Genomic DNA, 16,735 nt, shown 5'->3' on the forward strand with positions numbered 1-16,735 from the left:
TTATAGTATAAATGATAATCTTAGAAATTGCAAAAGAAATGCATAAAAAAACTATTACAAAAAGTAATAGTTAATAAAATGTTGCAACCTCCGCAACTGATTTACGTTTCGGACGATCAGGTTCAATATCACCAATGCCTAATGCAATAACAGCAACAATTATTTCTTCTGTAGGAATATTTAGCATTTCTCTGATTTTTTTCTCATCACGTATTCCCATGATCAAAGTTGCCAATCCTAATTCTGTTGCTTTTAAAATCATATTTTGATTATGAAGTCCTAAATCATAGCAACCCCAGCCATTAGCCAACTCATTGCTAGGACTACCATCTCGTTCAAAACCAGAACGATCTTTAACAAAAGTAGTAACGATCAAAACAGGTGCATCTTTACAGTTTTCTTGATTAAACTCTGGTAAGCATTTGTTTTTAAAAGTTCCTAATAATTCTTTTGAGCTAATTACATGATATCGCGCTGTCTGACTGTTTTTCCAAGATGGTGCTTCGATTCCTGCTTGAATGATTTGTTTGATTTTTTCTAAATCAACAGTTTCATTTTTATATTTTCTAATACTACGACGTTGTTCAATAACACTTTCTAATTCCATTTTTATTCCCCTTTTTTTACTATTATAGCATAAATAGGCTAATTATTAGCCTATTTATTATTTATTTAATTCAATCATTAAATCACAAATTTTATTTGAGAATTCAACTGGATTATCAATTGAGAATCCTTCAATCAATAATGCTTGATCATATAAAATACTTGCATAGTCTCCAACTTTATCTTTGTTATTTTCATAAACCTTTTTCATCGCATTGAAAATATCGTGATTTGGATTGATTTCTAAAATTCTTCCTGCTTTAACATTATTACCTTCAGGCATTTGATTTAAAACCTTTTCCATTTCAAATGATACCCCATCGCTTGATACTAAGCATACTGGATGTGATTTTAAACGTGAAGATACTTTAACATCGACAACTTTATCACCTAATGAATCTTTGATTGCTGTCAATAAATCTTTATTTTCTTCATTAGTCTTTTCTAATTGTTTCTTTTCTTCTTCTGTTTCAATATCTAAATCACCTTGAGCTACAGATTTAAATGGTTTTTCTTTATAATCTCGCATCATTTGGAAACAGAACTCATCAACATTGTCAGTTAAATATAAGACATCATAACCTTTATCTTTAACTAGCTCCACTTGTGGTAAAGTAGCAATCTTTTCTCTAGTTTCACCACTTGCAAAATAAATTTCTTTTTGTCCTTCAGGCATATTTTCAACATATTGAGCCAATGTAATAAGTTTTTCTTCTTTACTAGAATAATATAATAATAGATCTTGAAGTTTTTCTTTTAACATTCCATAACTATTATAAATACCAAATTTCAACTGTAAACCAAAGCTATCAAAAAATTCTTCATATTTTTCACGATCTTTTTTAAGCATTGTTTCTAATTCACTTTGGATCTTCTTTTCAATCTTATCAGCAATCACCTTTAGTTGACGGTCATGCTGTAACATTTCTCGTGAGATATTTAATGATAGGTCTTCAGAATCTACTAATCCTTTAACAAATCTAAAATGTTCAGGTACTAATTCACTAGCTTTATCCATAATAAAGACACCGCGTGAATATAATTGTAGTCCTTTTTCATACTCATTTGAATAATAATTCATCGGTGGCTTAGAAGGAATAAATAATATTGAATCATATGACACATTACCTTCAACACGAGTATGAATTACTTTCAATGGATCATTGAAATCATTAAATTTATCTTTATAGAACTCATTGTATTCTTCATCTGTAATATCTTTTTTATTTCTTTTCCATAAAGGAACCATAGAATTTAATGTTTGATTTTCAATTACATCTTCATATTCATCACTATCTTCTTTTTTCTTAGAAACAGTCATATCCATTTTAATTGGATAATGAACATAATCAGAATATTTCTTTACTAAATCACGAATATGATATTGGTTTACATATTCATCATAATTTTCATCTTCAGTATTATCTTTTAAATATAATTTGATCGTTGTTCCATGTTCACTAACATCTGTTTCAAAAATTTCATAACCATCACTAACTTCAGATACCCAAGTATGTCCCTGATCACTACCATATTTTTTAGAAATTACTTCTACTTTTTTAGCAACCATAAAAGCGGCATAGAAACCAACCCCAAATTGTCCAATAATATCAATATCATCATGATCATTTTCATTCTTGAACTCAAAAGATCCACTATTAGCAATCGTACCTAAATGAGTTTCTAATTCATCTTTATCCATCCCGATTCCATGATCTTTAATTGTTAAAACACGTTTATCTTTATCTAAACCAATTTCGATATTCAAATCATCACGATTAATTGATGAAATATTTTCAGTAAGTGCTTTATAATATAATTTATCACTTGCATCACTTGCATTAGAAATTAACTCTCTTAAAAAAATTTCTTTATGTGTATAAATAGAATTAATCATTAAATCTAATAATCTTTTTGATTCCGCTTTGAATTGTTTCTTTTCAGCCATAATTACATCTCCATTCTTATATTAGCACTCATCTTTCTTTTGTGCTAAAGCTATTTTAATACAACACCTTAGCACTGTCAACCCCCGAGTGCTAGTTTTTTAAATTTTTTTGCTAAACTTTATATTTAATAAACATTTATTATTTTGAACTCAGTTTTTTATGCATAAACGCAATAAAACTTTGAATTCCGATAACTGCTAACAAAATATAATATGGTGAATATAAAAATAAATATCTGGCTCTTGCTTCAAATAATAGTAAAAATAAAGTGATTCCAATAATTGCCAGAACAATTACATAAATATCCCTTTTATCAGTATTAACAATTCTTTTAACTGCAAGCAGAATAAAAAATAAAATCGTTATCCAAATACTTTGCTGATAGGTTGCATAACTTTTGTAGTATAAGCCATCATAATAATAAATATCTCGCAATATTTTAGCACTAGAATTATTAGGTGCTTCTAAAACAGTAAGATAAAAACCGCCTTCAACACTCCAAGCAAAAGTACCATCATTATAATTAGTCATCAACTTCTCACCTAATAATTTAAAATATCCAGAAATGCCATAATCTTCTAATCTTTTTTTTACCATTTCTAAATTAGCTTTGATTTTTTCTTCTTTTCCAATAAACGAAGCTGTATACATCACATCATCTTCATAATAAACACCTTTTGTAACTGGATTCATCCCCATCATCAAAAAATGGGTAAGTGGAAAAGCATCAGCTTCGTTTTCTTCATAACCAATATAATTATTAGAATAATTTTTAATAGTTAAAAAAACTATCATACAAGAAAGTAATACTAATAAAAATCTAGTACATCTTAATTTTCGCTTATTACTATAAAAAACAAATTTCCAAAATTCCACTAACATGATTGCAATTAAAATAATGATACAGGTTGGTTTAATTAAATAGCCAATCAATGATAAGATAAAAATTAAACTCCAGGCTAAATATTCATTCATATTCTTTCGATTTAAATAAAAATATAAAACTGCTGTGGTAAAAATAATTGAATAACTATCTGAATAAGGAATTGTTATCCATGGTGATAAAGCAATATAAATACTATAAATAAACAATGTTAAAACTGAATAATATCTATTTTTAAAAATAATTGCAGCACTTTTAGTAATAAACCAAGCTGAGATATTCACCAATAAAACACTTATTACAACTAGTGAAAAATCAAGATTTTCTATTTTTAAAAATATCGCGACTTCTTTAATTATTGTAAAGATAAATGTTAAAAAGACATTATTAGGATATCTTGTAAAATAACCATAATTTACATACTGCGAATTTAAAAGCTGCTGATTCGCTAAATCAGTTGAAGTATTTCTTAAAATAGAAACATCCCACCCCGATAAAAAATAAATATTATAAGCTATATATAATTGAATAATTAATAAAATAATACAGGCAACAATTAGTAAGATATTACATTCTCTTTTAGATAATTTATTAATACGTCTTCTAAAAAAGATATTATAAATCGTCCCCAAGACTAGTACCCCTATTATTCCTAAAATCAACAATACCCCATTAGACATAGTTACATTATTTTTACATGCATAATCCATACCTTGAGAAAATATAATATTCATTCCTAAAATCATTAAAATCATAATTCCAAATAATCCAATTATTATTTTATAAAAAACGCTTGAAATATTTTCTTTATCACGCATTATGATCACCTGTTTTTACATTACTATTTTTAAATCCATAACTGTTAAATTATTCCTAAATTAACAAAACCATCATAAACTCCATCTTCATCAACACTCTTACATATACTTGAAGCTATTTCTTTAAGTTTTGCATTGCCATTTGCCATAACCACACCATGATCAACAAAATCAATCATTTCATAATCATTCATACTATCACCAAAAGCAATAGTATCTTTTATATCAATATTTAGATAATCAATTGCATATTGAATTCCTGTAGCTTTATTATCTGTCTTTGAAATTAACTCTCCGTTGATCGTAGTTTCATCAAACATCTCATGAATTACTATATTAACATCATCTTTTAATTGTTTTAAAGCATTATCAAGTTTTTCTTGATTTAATGAAATAAAACAAATCTTATGAACTCCTTGATTAGTGTAAGTATTTATATCTTTGATATTAAACTTATCATGCTGTTGAGCTTTTAAACGTTCAAATTCAGAATTGCCTATTTCAAAATTTATTCCTCCAACAAATAACTGAACCATCTTATCTGTCGTAAAAGTCATTGTTGTACATTCATAATTATAATAAATATTAAATTTATCGAAAATACTTGTAATTTTATTAACTAATGAATTATCAAAATATGCACTATGTACTACTTTGTTATTGATTTCTACGTAGCTGCCAGCACTAGCAATAATACCATCAAATTCAACTGCATTTAACTCATTTTTTATACCAGCTTTATTTCTACCTGTACAAATAAAGACTTTGTGTCCATTTTCACGAGCCTTTTTTATCCCTTCTTTTACTTTTTCACTCATTTCTCGATGATTAGCTACTAAAGTTCCATCAACATCTAAAAAAATTGCTTTTTTATTCATAAACCCTCCTAAAATATAATTTATTTCATTATACAACTATTGTAATAATTTTTCTTCTTTTTTACAAATAAAAAAGGAAGTGTATCAACACTTCCTAGCATGATCATGATGATAAGTATCAACTAAATTACTTTTACTATTACACAAGCCGCCACAGCTATTACAATTACCACCACAACTTGACTTGCCATTAGCTTTATCTTTCCTAATTGAACGTATCGCTAAAACTACTGCAAACACAATAATTAAACTCACTAAAATCGTTGATAAATTTTCATTTAGCCATACCATCATTAACATCTCCTCTATTTTTGAGTAACTACGTTATCTAAATTAACATCAAGATTTTTACTTTCTTTATATGGACGAACTAATAAATAGATAAATCCAATCACTACTACAATTGCAATAATCGTTGCGATCGTAAATGATCCTGTAATGATCGTATTACCGATCTGATATACAGAAAATGCTACTAAGTAAGCAAATACAGTTTGATAAACAATTGCAAAAGCAGTCCATTTACCATTGTTCATTTCTCTTTTTATTGCTCCGATAGCGGCAAAACATGGAGCACAAAGTAAATTGAAAATCAAGAATGAAAATGCTGCAATTTGAGTATAACTTGAAGCTAATGTGCCCCAAATCTCGGCACCATCTTCGGCAACTTCAGCAAATCCATAAAGAATACCAAATGTACCAACAACATTTTCTTTAGCTACTAATCCTGTAATTGCAGCAACTGCAGCCTTCCAATCACCCCAACCAAGTGGTGTAAAGATCCAAGCAATTAAATTACCAATAGAAGCTAAAATACTATGATCTAATTGAGTATCTTCAAGCATTGTAAACTGACCATCGACAAATCCAAAATAAGAAGTAAACCAAACTAAAATAGTAGATAATAAGATAATTGTACCAGCTTTTTTAATAAATGACCATCCTCTTTCCCACATACTTCTTAAAACATTTAAAAGAGTAGGCATATGATAAGCAGGTAACTCCATTACGAATGGTGCTGGATCTCCAGCAAAACGTTTTGTTTTCTTTAAAATAATACCAGAAGTAATGATTGCGGCAATACCAATAAAATATGCTGCAGGGGCAACCCAAGAAGCACCATTAAATAACGCTCCAGCAATCAATGCAATAATTGGTAACTTAGCACCACAAGGAATAAATGTAGTAGTCATGATCGTCATTTTACGATCACGATCGTTTTCAATCGTTCTTGAAGCCATTACCCCAGGAACTCCACAACCAGTACCAATTAACATCGGAATAAATGATTTACCTGATAAACCGAATTTTCTAAAAATACGGTCCATGATAAAGGCAACACGTGCCATATAACCACATGATTCAAGAATCGCTAAAAAGAAGAATAATACCAGCATTTGAGGCACAAATCCTAATACGGCACCAACTCCGGCTACAATACCATCTAAGATCAAACCATTAAGCCAAGCAGCAGTTCCTAACGATTCTAATAATCCTTCAATCAAACTTGGAATTGATGGAATAGCTAAACCAAATAAACTCCATCCATCTCCAAACACACCATCATTAGCCCAATCAGTAGCCCATGTACCAACAGTGCTGACAGAAACATAATAAACTATATACATAATTACCGCAAAAATCGGTAAAGCTAACCAGCGGTTAGTAACAATTCTATCGATTTTATCAGAAATCGATAATTCTTCATTATTTCCTTTTTTATAACAATCATTAATTATTGAAGTAATGAACTGATATCTTTCATTAGTAATAATACTTTCAGCATCATCATCAAATTCTTTTTCAGTTTTAACGATAGTTGCCTCAACATTAGGAACTGTGCTCATTAAACCTGTAATTTTATCATCACGTTCGAATAATTTAATAGCATAAAAACGTTTTTGTTCTTCAGGAATATCTCCTGGAAGCATCATCGCAATATTATCTAATTCCTTTTCAACTGCTTTATCAAATTTATGAACTGGCATATTAATATTTTTTGAACGTGCTAATTTTACTGCCTGATCAGCTGCTTCTTTGATTCCTGTTCCTTTTAAAGCTGAAATCTCAACTACTTGACAGCCTAATTCATTAGATAACTTTCTAATATTGATCTTATCACCTTTTTTATTAACAAGATCCATCATATTAATCGCCATCAAAACCGGAATTCCTAATTCCATGATTTGTGTTGTTAAATAAAGATTTCTTTCTAAGTTAGTACCATCTACGATATTAATAATTGCATCTGGACGCTCTTGAATTAAATAATTACGAGCTACAACTTCTTCTAATGTATAAGGTGATAAAGAATAAATTCCTGGCAAGTCCATTAATTTAACATCTTTATTTCCTTTTAATTTCCCCTCTTTTTTCTCTACCGTTACTCCTGGCCAGTTTCCCACAAACTGATTAGAACCAGTTAAGGCATTAAATAGTGTTGTCTTTCCACTATTCGGATTACCTGCTAACGCAATTGTAATTGACATTTTTTCACCCTCCTATAAGACTTCAATCATGGCAGCATCTGCTTTACGTAAAGATAATTCATAACCTCTTACCTTTACTTCAATTGGATCACCTAATGGCGCAACTTTGCGCACAAATACTTCTGTACCTTTAGTGATTCCCATATCCATGATTCTTCTTTTGACAGCACCATCACCATGTAGTTTTACTACTTTAGTACTTGTACCGCATTTTACATCTCTTAGTGTCTTCACCGATTAATCCCCCTTAAATCATAATCTTATTAGCCATTTCCTGACTAATCGCAACTCTTGATTCTTTAATTTTAGTAATTAAATTTCCTTGATTCTTACTTACAACAGTGACAGTGGTGCCCACTGTAAAACCAAGTGATTCTAAAAATAACTTTACTTCTTGTTTTCCACCAACTTTTTTGATAGTTTGTGCTTCACCAATATTTGCCATAGTTAAAGGCATCATCACCACTTCCTCACTTTTCTGTTAGTTATATCTAACTATGTTTATGTTATACCCCGCTAACTAAAATGTCAATACTATCACATAAAAAAGTTAGAATATTTTAACTCAAAATTTAAAATAGTTTATAAAAAACCAGAGCATTTATTAATGCTCTGGAATTGATAAAACTTTATATTTCAACGATTTGCCCATCATTGATTTTCAACTGTACATCACACTTTTTAGCTAATGAAGGTGAATGAGTAACAATAATAACACATTTATTATTGTTATGTGCCAATTCAATAAACGCTTTTAAAATCTCTCGAGAATTTTTTTCATCAAGATTACCAGTAGGTTCATCAGCTAAAATCAAATCAACATCTTTAGCTATTGCACGAGCAATCGCAACTCTTTGCTGCTGTCCTCCAGATAATTTTCTAATATCACGAAGGCATTGTTCTTTAGATAATCCTAAATCATTTAAAATTTTTAAACAATATTCTTTTTTGTTAGGAATCTTTACCCCAGCAATTTCAATAGCATTGACAACATTTTCATAAGCATTCATATAATGAATCAAATTATATGATTGAAAAACGATTGAAATATTGTTACGACGATATTTATTAAGACCTATTTTTGCAGTGTCTGTCCCTTTGAAAAAGACCTTGCCGCTTTTGGGTTTATCTAAACCGCCAGCTAAAATAATCGTTGTCGTTTTTCCACTACCACTAGCTCCTACGATTGCATATATTTTCCCTTTTTGAAAACTATAATTTGCTTTATCTAAAATCGTTACATTACTAGAACCATCCAAATAATGGTATGAAACATCTTCAAATTCTAATATTGTTTCCATATTACCCCTCCTTTTTCACTAGAATTTCTCTAGGTGATAGTCTAAGTATATAAGCTGATGGAATCACGATTGAAACTAAGCAAATAGCAGCAGTAATACCTGCTAATTTAGCTGCTGTCGGCACGGTTAAAGAAACATCTAATTCTGTATTCTCCGGCCCGCTAAAAGCATCATTAAACATTCTTCTTCCAAACTTTGAAACTTCTGCTCCTTGATCCAAATTACTATCTGCTGTTTCTTGATCAACTGCAGGTATTTCCATTTGAACATGATTATCGTTAGTTCCTGCTTCAAGCATATTCCCAACAAGATTAGAAACCATTTTCCCTGTTCCTAAAGAAATTACAAATGCAACTGCTGCTACTAGAAGCATTTCCAATAATTGTTGTAAAATTATTTTGATTTTACTTTGTCCAAGAGACAAGAAAACTCCAATTTCATAATATCGATTTCTAATAGTTAAAATTAAAATCAAACATAATATTGCGCTTCCAGCCCCAATAACAACAATTAAAAATATTGTTGCAAATGACTGAGTATTTTCTAAACTGTTTATATTTTGCTGATACAAGCGATCATTTGCATCTAAACTATAAGTTTCAAAATCAATATCACTTTTCTCTTTAGCTAATTCTTGAAAAGCTTCCAAATTTTCTGGATCATCTAAATAATAAACTGCTGATGTTAGATCAGAATCACTTCCAGAAAAAAGTTGACCAATTGATAAATCTGTATAAATTGTATTAAAAGGATTACTTTGACCAGGTCCTCCTATTTGCTGTGAATCGTTCACTTCATAAATTCCGACAATCGTTAAGTCATGACTAATCGTTTCATCATTAACTGTAGCTGTTAACGTTATTGTATCACCTACATCTAAGTCATTATCACTTGCTAAAGTCGTTTCAATAACACAATTATTAGTTCCAGCATCATTTGCTGATAATAATCTCCCCTCGATTAAAGTACTTTTCTCTTCGCTAAAAGTATCTATATATTCCATTGTTGTATTAGCGCTGATTGAAAACTCACCCTGATTACTATCAAATCCTCCTTGAAAGTTATCAGGTTTTTGCATATTACCTTGCATACCACCTTCACTTTGATTTTCTTCATCTGCAGTAAGTTCAACTGGATCAATAGTGTCACTATCAGCTGAAGTTGAAATGTTGTAATTGTAACTCTTCACATATTGTAGATTTTTTAATTGATCAGCCATTGCAATTGTAACGCTTGCCCTAACTTCATCTACAGCCTGCCCCTTTTCTCTTTGATTCATCATGTTTTTCATATTCGTTGTCAAAGTAACATCACTACCAAGTGTTGAACGAATTTGATCCATTGATTTTTTTGATGCACTTTGTATTGATAATCCAGCAATTATTAAATTTGCAATCACGATCATAATTACAAATAATAAAATTGTTTTACCAATATTTTTTCTAATACTTAGAAATGCATTTTTTAACATACCTCTACCTCCTGGTATCAATATATCAAAACAAATATATTGGTAAAATCGTACAAATATGTGAAAAAAAGTAATCCTAAAGGTAATTTATCTTTATAGCTATCAAATGCCTTATTTTTTATGAGATATCGCTATATTTATTTTAAATAACAAAAAAGTCTTTAGAATCTTCATTTACATGAAAATTCCAAAGACATGTTATTTATGCTTTTATTTTAGAATTTTTCTTATTTCCTGATACAACAATGTTATCATCACCTAATTGATCTTTTGCATTTTGATTATTAGATTGTTGCTCGTGTTTTGGTTTATTCATAAATTCACCTCAATAATAGTATCCCCAATTTATTTTAAAAAATTCAAAATTTTTAAAAAAATAAAGAGATGGTCACCCATCTCTATTCATCTCCAAAACAAATTCCAATTGCTTTAGCCGCTTTTACTAATTCACCATTTGGATCAACGTGTTTTTGTCTACCAAATTTTGCATCTCCAATTACTTCTTCTAAAGAAGTATATGACATATTTTCACCTTTTAAAGTAACTACATTACCAAACTTACCTTCTTTGATAAGTTCCAATGCTTTGACTCCAAAACGAATTGATAAAATACGATCATATGATTGAATATCTCCGCCACGAATAATATGTCCTGGATTTACAGAACGTACTTCATGATTTGGAATTGCCTTTTCCAAATCATCAGCAACTTTTGCGGCAATACCACCTAAACGAATTGGATCTGGACTATCTTCAACAATTTTTCCAATTACTTTTGTACCATCAGCATATTTAGCACCTTCAGCAACAGCAATTACTGTATATGGATATCCTTCTTCATCACGTTTAGCAACATGTTTTACAATATTATCAATTGTAAAAGGAATTTCTGGAATCAAAATACATGAAGCATTTCCGGCCATTCCTGAATATAAAGCGATCCATCCAGCATCACGACCCATTAACTCACAACAAATAACTCGATGATGAGATTTAGCTGTCGTATTTAAACGATCAATAAATTCTGTACCTACTGAAGAAGCACTAATAAATCCATATGTTAGATCTGTTGCTGGTAGATCATTATCCATTGTTTTAGGAATTCCAATTACATTAACACCTTTTCGTGAAAAATCACGGGCACTTGTCAATGTTCCATCACCACCTAAAACAACTAATACGTCAACACCAGCTTTTTTTAAATTTTCAACGCCAACATCTGAAACGTCTTTTTTAACTTTTCCACCATTTCCATCATCAACAAGATAATCAAATAAATTATCTTTATTAGAACTAAATAAAATAGTTCCACCTTCTTTATAAATATTTTCTACCTTGTCAACTGTCAATTCTATGTAATCATTGTTATATAAACCGCGGTATCCATAAACATAACCAATAACTTCATACCCGTATTCGTTAATTGCAGCTTTTGTTACCGCTCTGATAACTGCATTCAAACCTGGACAGTCTCCACCACCAGATAATAATGCGATTCTTTTTACGTCTGCCATAAACATCCCTCCATGGATTATATTATAATTTTTTTTTACTGAAACACAACAAAAATGTTACCGTTTCCATAAAATAATAACATTATTATTCATAATTGTATAGAATTTTATTCTATAAAATTCTATTTTTTAAATAGCTTTCAATGATTTTAACCGGCAAGCCAATGACAGTTTCAATATCTCCATCTATTTCAGTCACTAAACTTCTTCCGGTCCCTTGAATAGCATATGCTCCTGCTTTGCCCTGCCATTCGCTTGTATTTAAATAATCATTAATTTCCTGATCTGTTAAATCTTTAAAAGTCACTTTAGTACTATCATGATAAGTGTTAACTTTATTATTATCTATGATAGCAACCGCAGAATAAACGATTTGTGTCTGATTAGACAATTGTTTTAACATTTTAAAAGCTTCATTACGATCACGCGGCTTTCCTAACATCTTTTCTTTTAAACATACCATTGTATCAGCCCCAACAACTATATCATTGGGATATTTCAATGATATAGGTAAAGCTTTTTGATAGGCTAATTTCTCCAAACGTAAAGGAAGTGCTAGCTTTTCATCTAACACTTCATCTATTTCTACATAATCAATTATAAAATCAATTTTATGTAATTCTAAAAGCTCTTTTCTTCTAGGTGAGCTACTAGCTAAAATAATTTTTTTCATTATTCTGCTTTACTTTCTTCTTTTTTTACAGGTTTAGGAAGCAAAGCTTTTCTAGAAACGTTAACTTTTCCTTTTTCGTCAACCTTAGTAACTTTAACTTTAATAATATCTCCAAGCTTTACTACTTCACCCATTTTTTTAGTTCTTTCATAAGCATAATCAGAAATATGTAAGAATCCGTCTGTTCCATCAAATAAATTTACAAAAGCATAATTATCTTCAACTCTAACGATCTTACCATCATATACTTCACCAACTTTAGCCTTTTTAACAATTTTTTCTATTAATGCTATCGCCTTATTGATTGCTTCTTGATCATAATGATAAATAATAACTGTTCCATCCTGCTCAATATCGATTTTAACGCCATCAGACTGTTCAATAATTTCATTAATTGTTTTTCCACCCTGACCAATAACTGATTTAATTTGATCTGGTTCAATCTTCATCATCTGAACTTTTGGCGCATATGGTGACAACTGTGCTCTTGGCTCACTAATTGCTTCTAACATATTAGCCATAATTTGTTTTCGAGCCACTTTAGCTTGAGCCAAAGCCTCTTGTAAAATTTCTTTAGTAATTCCATCTATCTTAATATCCATTTGTAAAGCACATATTCCCTTTTCCGTTCCAGCAACTTTAAAATCCATATCTCCTAAATGATCTTCCATCCCTTGGATATCTGTTAAAATTGTATAATCATCACCCTTTTTAACTAATCCCATGGCAACACCAGCAACTGGAGCCTTGATCGGTACTCCTGCTGCCATTAATGACATTGTCGAAGCACAGATAGACGCTTGAGACGATGAACCATTAGATTCTAATACTTCTGAAACAACTCTAATCGTATATGGGAAAGTATCTTCACCAGGAATAACCTGTGCCAAAGCTCTTTCACCAAGCGCTCCATGCCCTATTTCACGACGACCTGGCGCCCCCATTCTACCAACTTCACCAACTGAATATGGTGGGAAATTATAATGATGCATAAAACGTTTTTGATCTTCCAGTCCTAAACCATCAATTTTTTGATGTTCACCGATTGCCCCCAAAGTTGTCACTGATAAAACCTGTGTTTCCCCACGTGTAAATAAAGCTGAACCATGAACTCTCGGTAATAAGTCGACTTGGGAATCCAACGGTCTGATTTCATCAAGCTTACGTCCATCAGGTCTAATCTTTTCTTCAGTAATTAAACGACGAACCTCATCTTTTTCTAAATCATGTAAAATGATTCCGACTTGTTTCATTACATTAGCTTTTATTTCTTCATTTTCATATTCTCTATTATCATATTCTTCAGTCACTTGAGCAACTAATTCATCAATTGCTCCATATCTTTCTAACTTCCCAGGAATCGAAACAGCAGCCACCATTTCTGCTTTTGCCCGATTTGAAATTTCTTCAACTAAATCAACATCTAATTCAAATAAAGGAATTTCTAATTTTTCTTTTCCACAAGCTTCCACGATTTTTTCCTGGAATGCAATCAATTCTTTAATTTTTTCATGACCAAATAACAAAGCCTCTAACATGACTTCTTCACTTACTTCTTTAGCATCTGCTTCAACCATATTAATGGCATCTTTAGTTCCTGCTACTTCTAAATTAATTAATGATCTTTCTAATTGTTCAGGCGTTCCGTTAACAATAAATTCACCATCAACCAAGCCAACATTGACCCCAGCAATCGGCCCATTAAAAGGAATATCAGAAACACATAAGGCCAATGACGCTCCTAACATCGCAGCCATTTCTGGAGTTGCATCTTGATCGACTGATAAAACAGTATTAACACTTTGAACTTCATTTCTAAAACCATCCGCAAATAACGGTCTAATTGGTCGGTCGATCATTCTTGCTGTCAATGTTCCATGCTCACTTGGGCGCCCTTCTCTTTTTAAAAATCCTCCTGGAATCTTTCCAACAGAATATAATTTCTCTTCATAAGTCACTGTTAGTGGAAAAAAGTCAACATCTTTTGGTTCTTTTCCGGCAACAACAGTAGATAAAATAACTGTATCATTATATCTTACTAATACAGATCCATTAGCTTGTTTAGCTAATTCTCCAATTTCCACACTTAGATTTTTACCATAAAAATCCATACTAAACACTTGTTTACTCATTCTTTCACCTCATCTATTATCTTAGCCATTATAACATATAAATTTCTATTTCAAAACAATTTATTACTTAACTACTGCAAAACCGTTTAAAAAAATGTTATAATACTAATCAGAGGTGATTTTATGAATGAAAACGAATTAAAAAGCTTAGAGGTATACAATGCAAAATTTAAAGAAGATCCTACTTCTTTCAATGATTTCCAAGCTAACGACTACATCAAATTATTGAAAAAAAGCGACAACAACGAAGAAGCAATTGAAGTTGGAAAAACATTTTTGTCTTTGTGCCCAAACTTAAGAGGATTTTTAAACCAGTATGGTTATGCTCTTTACAACAAATTCATCAACATTGATGATAACGAAATTAAAGAAAATGAAACACTTTTCTTTAGTGTCCTTGATGATATCTTGGCTATCTGTAAACAAGAAAGATACTCACCAATGGAACCATCTGTAAATCGAGCAATTAAGTATTTGCAAAGAGAAAAACCAAAAGATTGTGAAAAATTAATTGAGATGCTTGATTTACTAGATCCAAATCTACTAGATGATAAACCATTTACTAATCTTGAAGGAAAAGAATTTGAATCTAAAAAAGAACGTTACTATCGTTTAAAAGTAAAAGCTCTATACGAAGCTAAAAAATACAAAGAATGTGTAGAAACAGCAAACAATGCACTATCTTTACCTTTGAAATGGCATTTTAACACATTACAATGGATCAATTATCAAAGAGCTTGTTCATTAGTTGAATTAGAACAATATGAAGAAGCTAAGAAAATCTTTTTATCTCTACATAATCGTATCCGTAATATTAACTTTTACGAGGTTTTATATAAAACAAATGCTAACATCGGTAATATCAAAGAAGCTAACGCTTATTTATTATATGAATTCTTTGAAAATGGCTATAGCATTGATCATTTAGGAATTTATCTAAGATTAAAAGAGGCAACAAAAAGAACTAACGATCCTGAATTAATCGAAATCGTTGATCTTTTCTTAACAAAACTTTGTCAAGAAAACAACAAAGAATATACTCCAGAAAATGATCATGGCGATAAATACAAAGACCAAGATTCTAGTGAGCTTTACGACATTATGTATGAAAAAATCATGAATAGTCTTGATAAATATGTTGAAAGAGTTGAAGGTACAGTAGTTCATTACAACAATCAAAAAGCATTAGGAACTATTTCAAAATATGATGAAGATGGCATTTTCTTTAGACAAGCTGATTATGTTTATGATGAAGAAGTTCAACGTCGTGATAAAGTTGAATATACTCCAATTGAAACTTTTGACAACAAAAAAGGTGTTGTTACCAGCAAAGCTATTTTAATCGTAACAACTGAAGAATATTTAGACTTTGGTTACTAAAAACAAAACTAACAGAAGAATTATCAATTTCTTCTGTTTTTTGTTTAATTTACTTATTTAAGCATATGTAGTAATTGTTTAATGATTGTCTGAAAAATATCTAAAAATAATTTACACATTTTTCTTGACAAAAGTATCTATATAAAAAAAAGAAATTTCTTATTCTATTAAAAATACCACAGTTTTCGAAATTTCCTTTTAATATTATAAATTTTCTTAATAAGTATTATCTACTTTTTGTTTAAACACTGCAAAATCATCTTCTTCAAATATATATTCATATATTAATTCTATTTGTTTTTCACTCAATCCTTCTACCCATTCCTGGCAGTCTTGATGATATTGCTTTTTTAATATCTTGATGCATCTTTGTTTTTCTTTTTTTAAAGTTTCTTTTTTGCCTATTTCAACTCCTTCTTCTCGTCCAATCTCAATCCCTTGTTCGATACCTTGTTTGATTCCCTCTTCGATCCTTTTGGCTGTCTTTTCTTCGCGCTCCATCTCTAAGGATTCGGTTCTAAGCTTCGCTAACGCTAACTGATTCGCTAATGACCATATCGGCTCATTACTTCTAAACTTGTCATACATCTTTATCACCATCTCCACTATATCTTCTTCTCTTTCCTTCATTATAGCAGTGT

General features: G+C 30.4%; 15 protein-coding genes. 1 reads left to right on the forward strand and 14 read right to left on the reverse strand.

What is annotated here, in order from left to right; translation table 11 throughout:
* Positions 1-70: 70 nt before the first annotated feature.
* The 13 genes from OC535_RS05690 to pnp all read right to left on the reverse strand — a co-directional run bounded on the left by OC535_RS05690 (position 71) and on the right by pnp (position 14,714).
* Entirely contained in the window at positions 71-607 is a 537-nt protein-coding gene (locus tag OC535_RS05690; RefSeq protein ID WP_498823367.1) for a nitroreductase family protein, read from the reverse strand.
* 57 nt (positions 608-664) lie between these two features.
* Positions 665-2,554 (reverse strand): molecular chaperone HtpG, encoded by a 1,890-nt coding sequence (htpG, locus tag OC535_RS05695; protein ID WP_024720654.1) that lies wholly within the window; start codon positions 2,552-2,554, stop codon positions 665-667.
* Positions 2,555-2,693: 139 nt separating this feature from the next.
* Positions 2,694-4,256 (reverse strand): glycosyltransferase-like membrane protein, encoded by a 1,563-nt coding sequence (locus tag OC535_RS05700; RefSeq protein WP_227053370.1) that lies wholly within the window; start codon positions 4,254-4,256, stop codon positions 2,694-2,696.
* Positions 4,257-4,300: 44 nt separating this feature from the next.
* Positions 4,301-5,134 carry an HAD family hydrolase gene (locus OC535_RS05705; RefSeq protein ID WP_498823368.1) on the reverse strand — a complete coding sequence of 278 codons (834 nt, stop codon included), beginning with the start codon at positions 5,132-5,134 and terminating at the stop codon, positions 4,301-4,303.
* An 84-nt stretch (positions 5,135-5,218) separates the two neighbouring features.
* Positions 5,219-5,425 carry a FeoB-associated Cys-rich membrane protein gene (locus OC535_RS05710; RefSeq protein ID WP_498823369.1) on the reverse strand — a complete coding sequence of 69 codons (207 nt, stop codon included), beginning with the start codon at positions 5,423-5,425 and terminating at the stop codon, positions 5,219-5,221.
* 14 nt (positions 5,426-5,439) lie between these two features.
* Positions 5,440-7,623, reverse strand: coding sequence for a ferrous iron transport protein B (feoB, locus tag OC535_RS05715; protein ID WP_498823370.1), 2,184 nt, complete (start codon positions 7,621-7,623; stop codon positions 5,440-5,442).
* A gap of 12 nt (positions 7,624-7,635) precedes the next feature.
* On the reverse strand, positions 7,636-7,857 hold the full coding sequence (locus OC535_RS05720; RefSeq protein WP_024720659.1) for a FeoA family protein: 222 nt from the start codon (positions 7,855-7,857) through the stop codon (positions 7,636-7,638).
* 13 nt (positions 7,858-7,870) lie between these two features.
* Complete coding sequence (locus tag OC535_RS05725) at positions 7,871-8,083, reverse strand: FeoA family protein (RefSeq protein WP_024720660.1); 213 nt, start codon at positions 8,081-8,083, stop codon at positions 7,871-7,873.
* A gap of 169 nt (positions 8,084-8,252) precedes the next feature.
* Positions 8,253-8,924 carry an ABC transporter ATP-binding protein gene (locus OC535_RS05730; protein ID WP_024720661.1) on the reverse strand — a complete coding sequence of 224 codons (672 nt, stop codon included), beginning with the start codon at positions 8,922-8,924 and terminating at the stop codon, positions 8,253-8,255.
* A 1-nt stretch (position 8,925) separates the two neighbouring features.
* Positions 8,926-10,395, reverse strand: coding sequence for an ABC transporter permease (locus OC535_RS05735; protein ID WP_498823371.1), 1,470 nt, complete (start codon positions 10,393-10,395; stop codon positions 8,926-8,928).
* A gap of 398 nt (positions 10,396-10,793) precedes the next feature.
* Positions 10,794-11,909, reverse strand: coding sequence for a 6-phosphofructokinase (locus tag OC535_RS05740; RefSeq protein ID WP_024720662.1), 1,116 nt, complete (start codon positions 11,907-11,909; stop codon positions 10,794-10,796).
* A 112-nt stretch (positions 11,910-12,021) separates the two neighbouring features.
* Positions 12,022-12,582, reverse strand: coding sequence for a Maf family protein (locus OC535_RS05745; RefSeq protein ID WP_227053365.1), 561 nt, complete (start codon positions 12,580-12,582; stop codon positions 12,022-12,024).
* Positions 12,582-14,714, reverse strand: a complete 2,133-nt coding sequence (pnp, locus tag OC535_RS05750) for a polyribonucleotide nucleotidyltransferase (RefSeq protein WP_024720664.1) — start codon at positions 14,712-14,714, stop codon at positions 12,582-12,584. Before pnp ends, OC535_RS05745 begins: the two co-directional genes overlap by 1 nt.
* Before the next feature lie 123 nt (positions 14,715-14,837).
* On the opposite strand from pnp, the gene OC535_RS05755 reads away from it, so the two are divergent.
* Complete coding sequence (locus OC535_RS05755) at positions 14,838-16,094, forward strand: hypothetical protein (RefSeq protein WP_227053364.1); 1,257 nt, start codon at positions 14,838-14,840, stop codon at positions 16,092-16,094.
* Between the two features lie 216 nt (positions 16,095-16,310).
* On the opposite strand, the gene OC535_RS05760 is transcribed toward OC535_RS05755, so the two are convergent.
* Positions 16,311-16,735, reverse strand: a 425-nt coding sequence (locus OC535_RS05760) for a hypothetical protein (protein ID WP_498823372.1), incomplete at its 5' end; no start/stop codon positions are given.

It is taken from the genome of Clostridium sp. Marseille-Q5894 (genome assembly GCF_946902305.1).
Classification (GTDB): Bacteria; Bacillota_I; Bacilli_A; order Erysipelotrichales; family Coprobacillaceae; genus Thomasclavelia.

Coding starts and splice junctions, on each gene's coding strand:
- OC535_RS05690 (WP_498823367.1), bottom strand. CDS start 607: ATGGAATTAGAAAGTGTTATTGAACAACGTCGTAGTATTAGAAAATAT.
- htpG (WP_024720654.1), bottom strand. CDS start 2,554: ATGGCTGAAAAGAAACAATTCAAAGCGGAATCAAAAAGATTATTAGAT.
- OC535_RS05700 (WP_227053370.1), bottom strand. CDS start 4,256: ATGCGTGATAAAGAAAATATTTCAAGCGTTTTTTATAAAATAATAATT.
- OC535_RS05705 (WP_498823368.1), bottom strand. CDS start 5,134: ATGAATAAAAAAGCAATTTTTTTAGATGTTGATGGAACTTTAGTAGCT.
- OC535_RS05710 (WP_498823369.1), bottom strand. CDS start 5,425: ATGGTATGGCTAAATGAAAATTTATCAACGATTTTAGTGAGTTTAATT.
- feoB (WP_498823370.1), bottom strand. CDS start 7,623: ATGTCAATTACAATTGCGTTAGCAGGTAATCCGAATAGTGGAAAGACA.
- OC535_RS05725 (WP_024720660.1), bottom strand. CDS start 8,083: ATGATGCCTTTAACTATGGCAAATATTGGTGAAGCACAAACTATCAAA.
- OC535_RS05730 (WP_024720661.1), bottom strand. CDS start 8,924: ATGGAAACAATATTAGAATTTGAAGATGTTTCATACCATTATTTGGAT.
- OC535_RS05735 (WP_498823371.1), bottom strand. CDS start 10,395: ATGTTAAAAAATGCATTTCTAAGTATTAGAAAAAATATTGGTAAAACA.
- OC535_RS05740 (WP_024720662.1), bottom strand. CDS start 11,909: ATGGCAGACGTAAAAAGAATCGCATTATTATCTGGTGGTGGAGACTGT.
- OC535_RS05745 (WP_227053365.1), bottom strand. CDS start 12,582: ATGAAAAAAATTATTTTAGCTAGTAGCTCACCTAGAAGAAAAGAGCTT.
- pnp (WP_024720664.1), bottom strand. CDS start 14,714: ATGAGTAAACAAGTGTTTAGTATGGATTTTTATGGTAAAAATCTAAGT.
- OC535_RS05755 (WP_227053364.1), top strand. CDS start 14,838: ATGAATGAAAACGAATTAAAAAGCTTAGAGGTATACAATGCAAAATTT.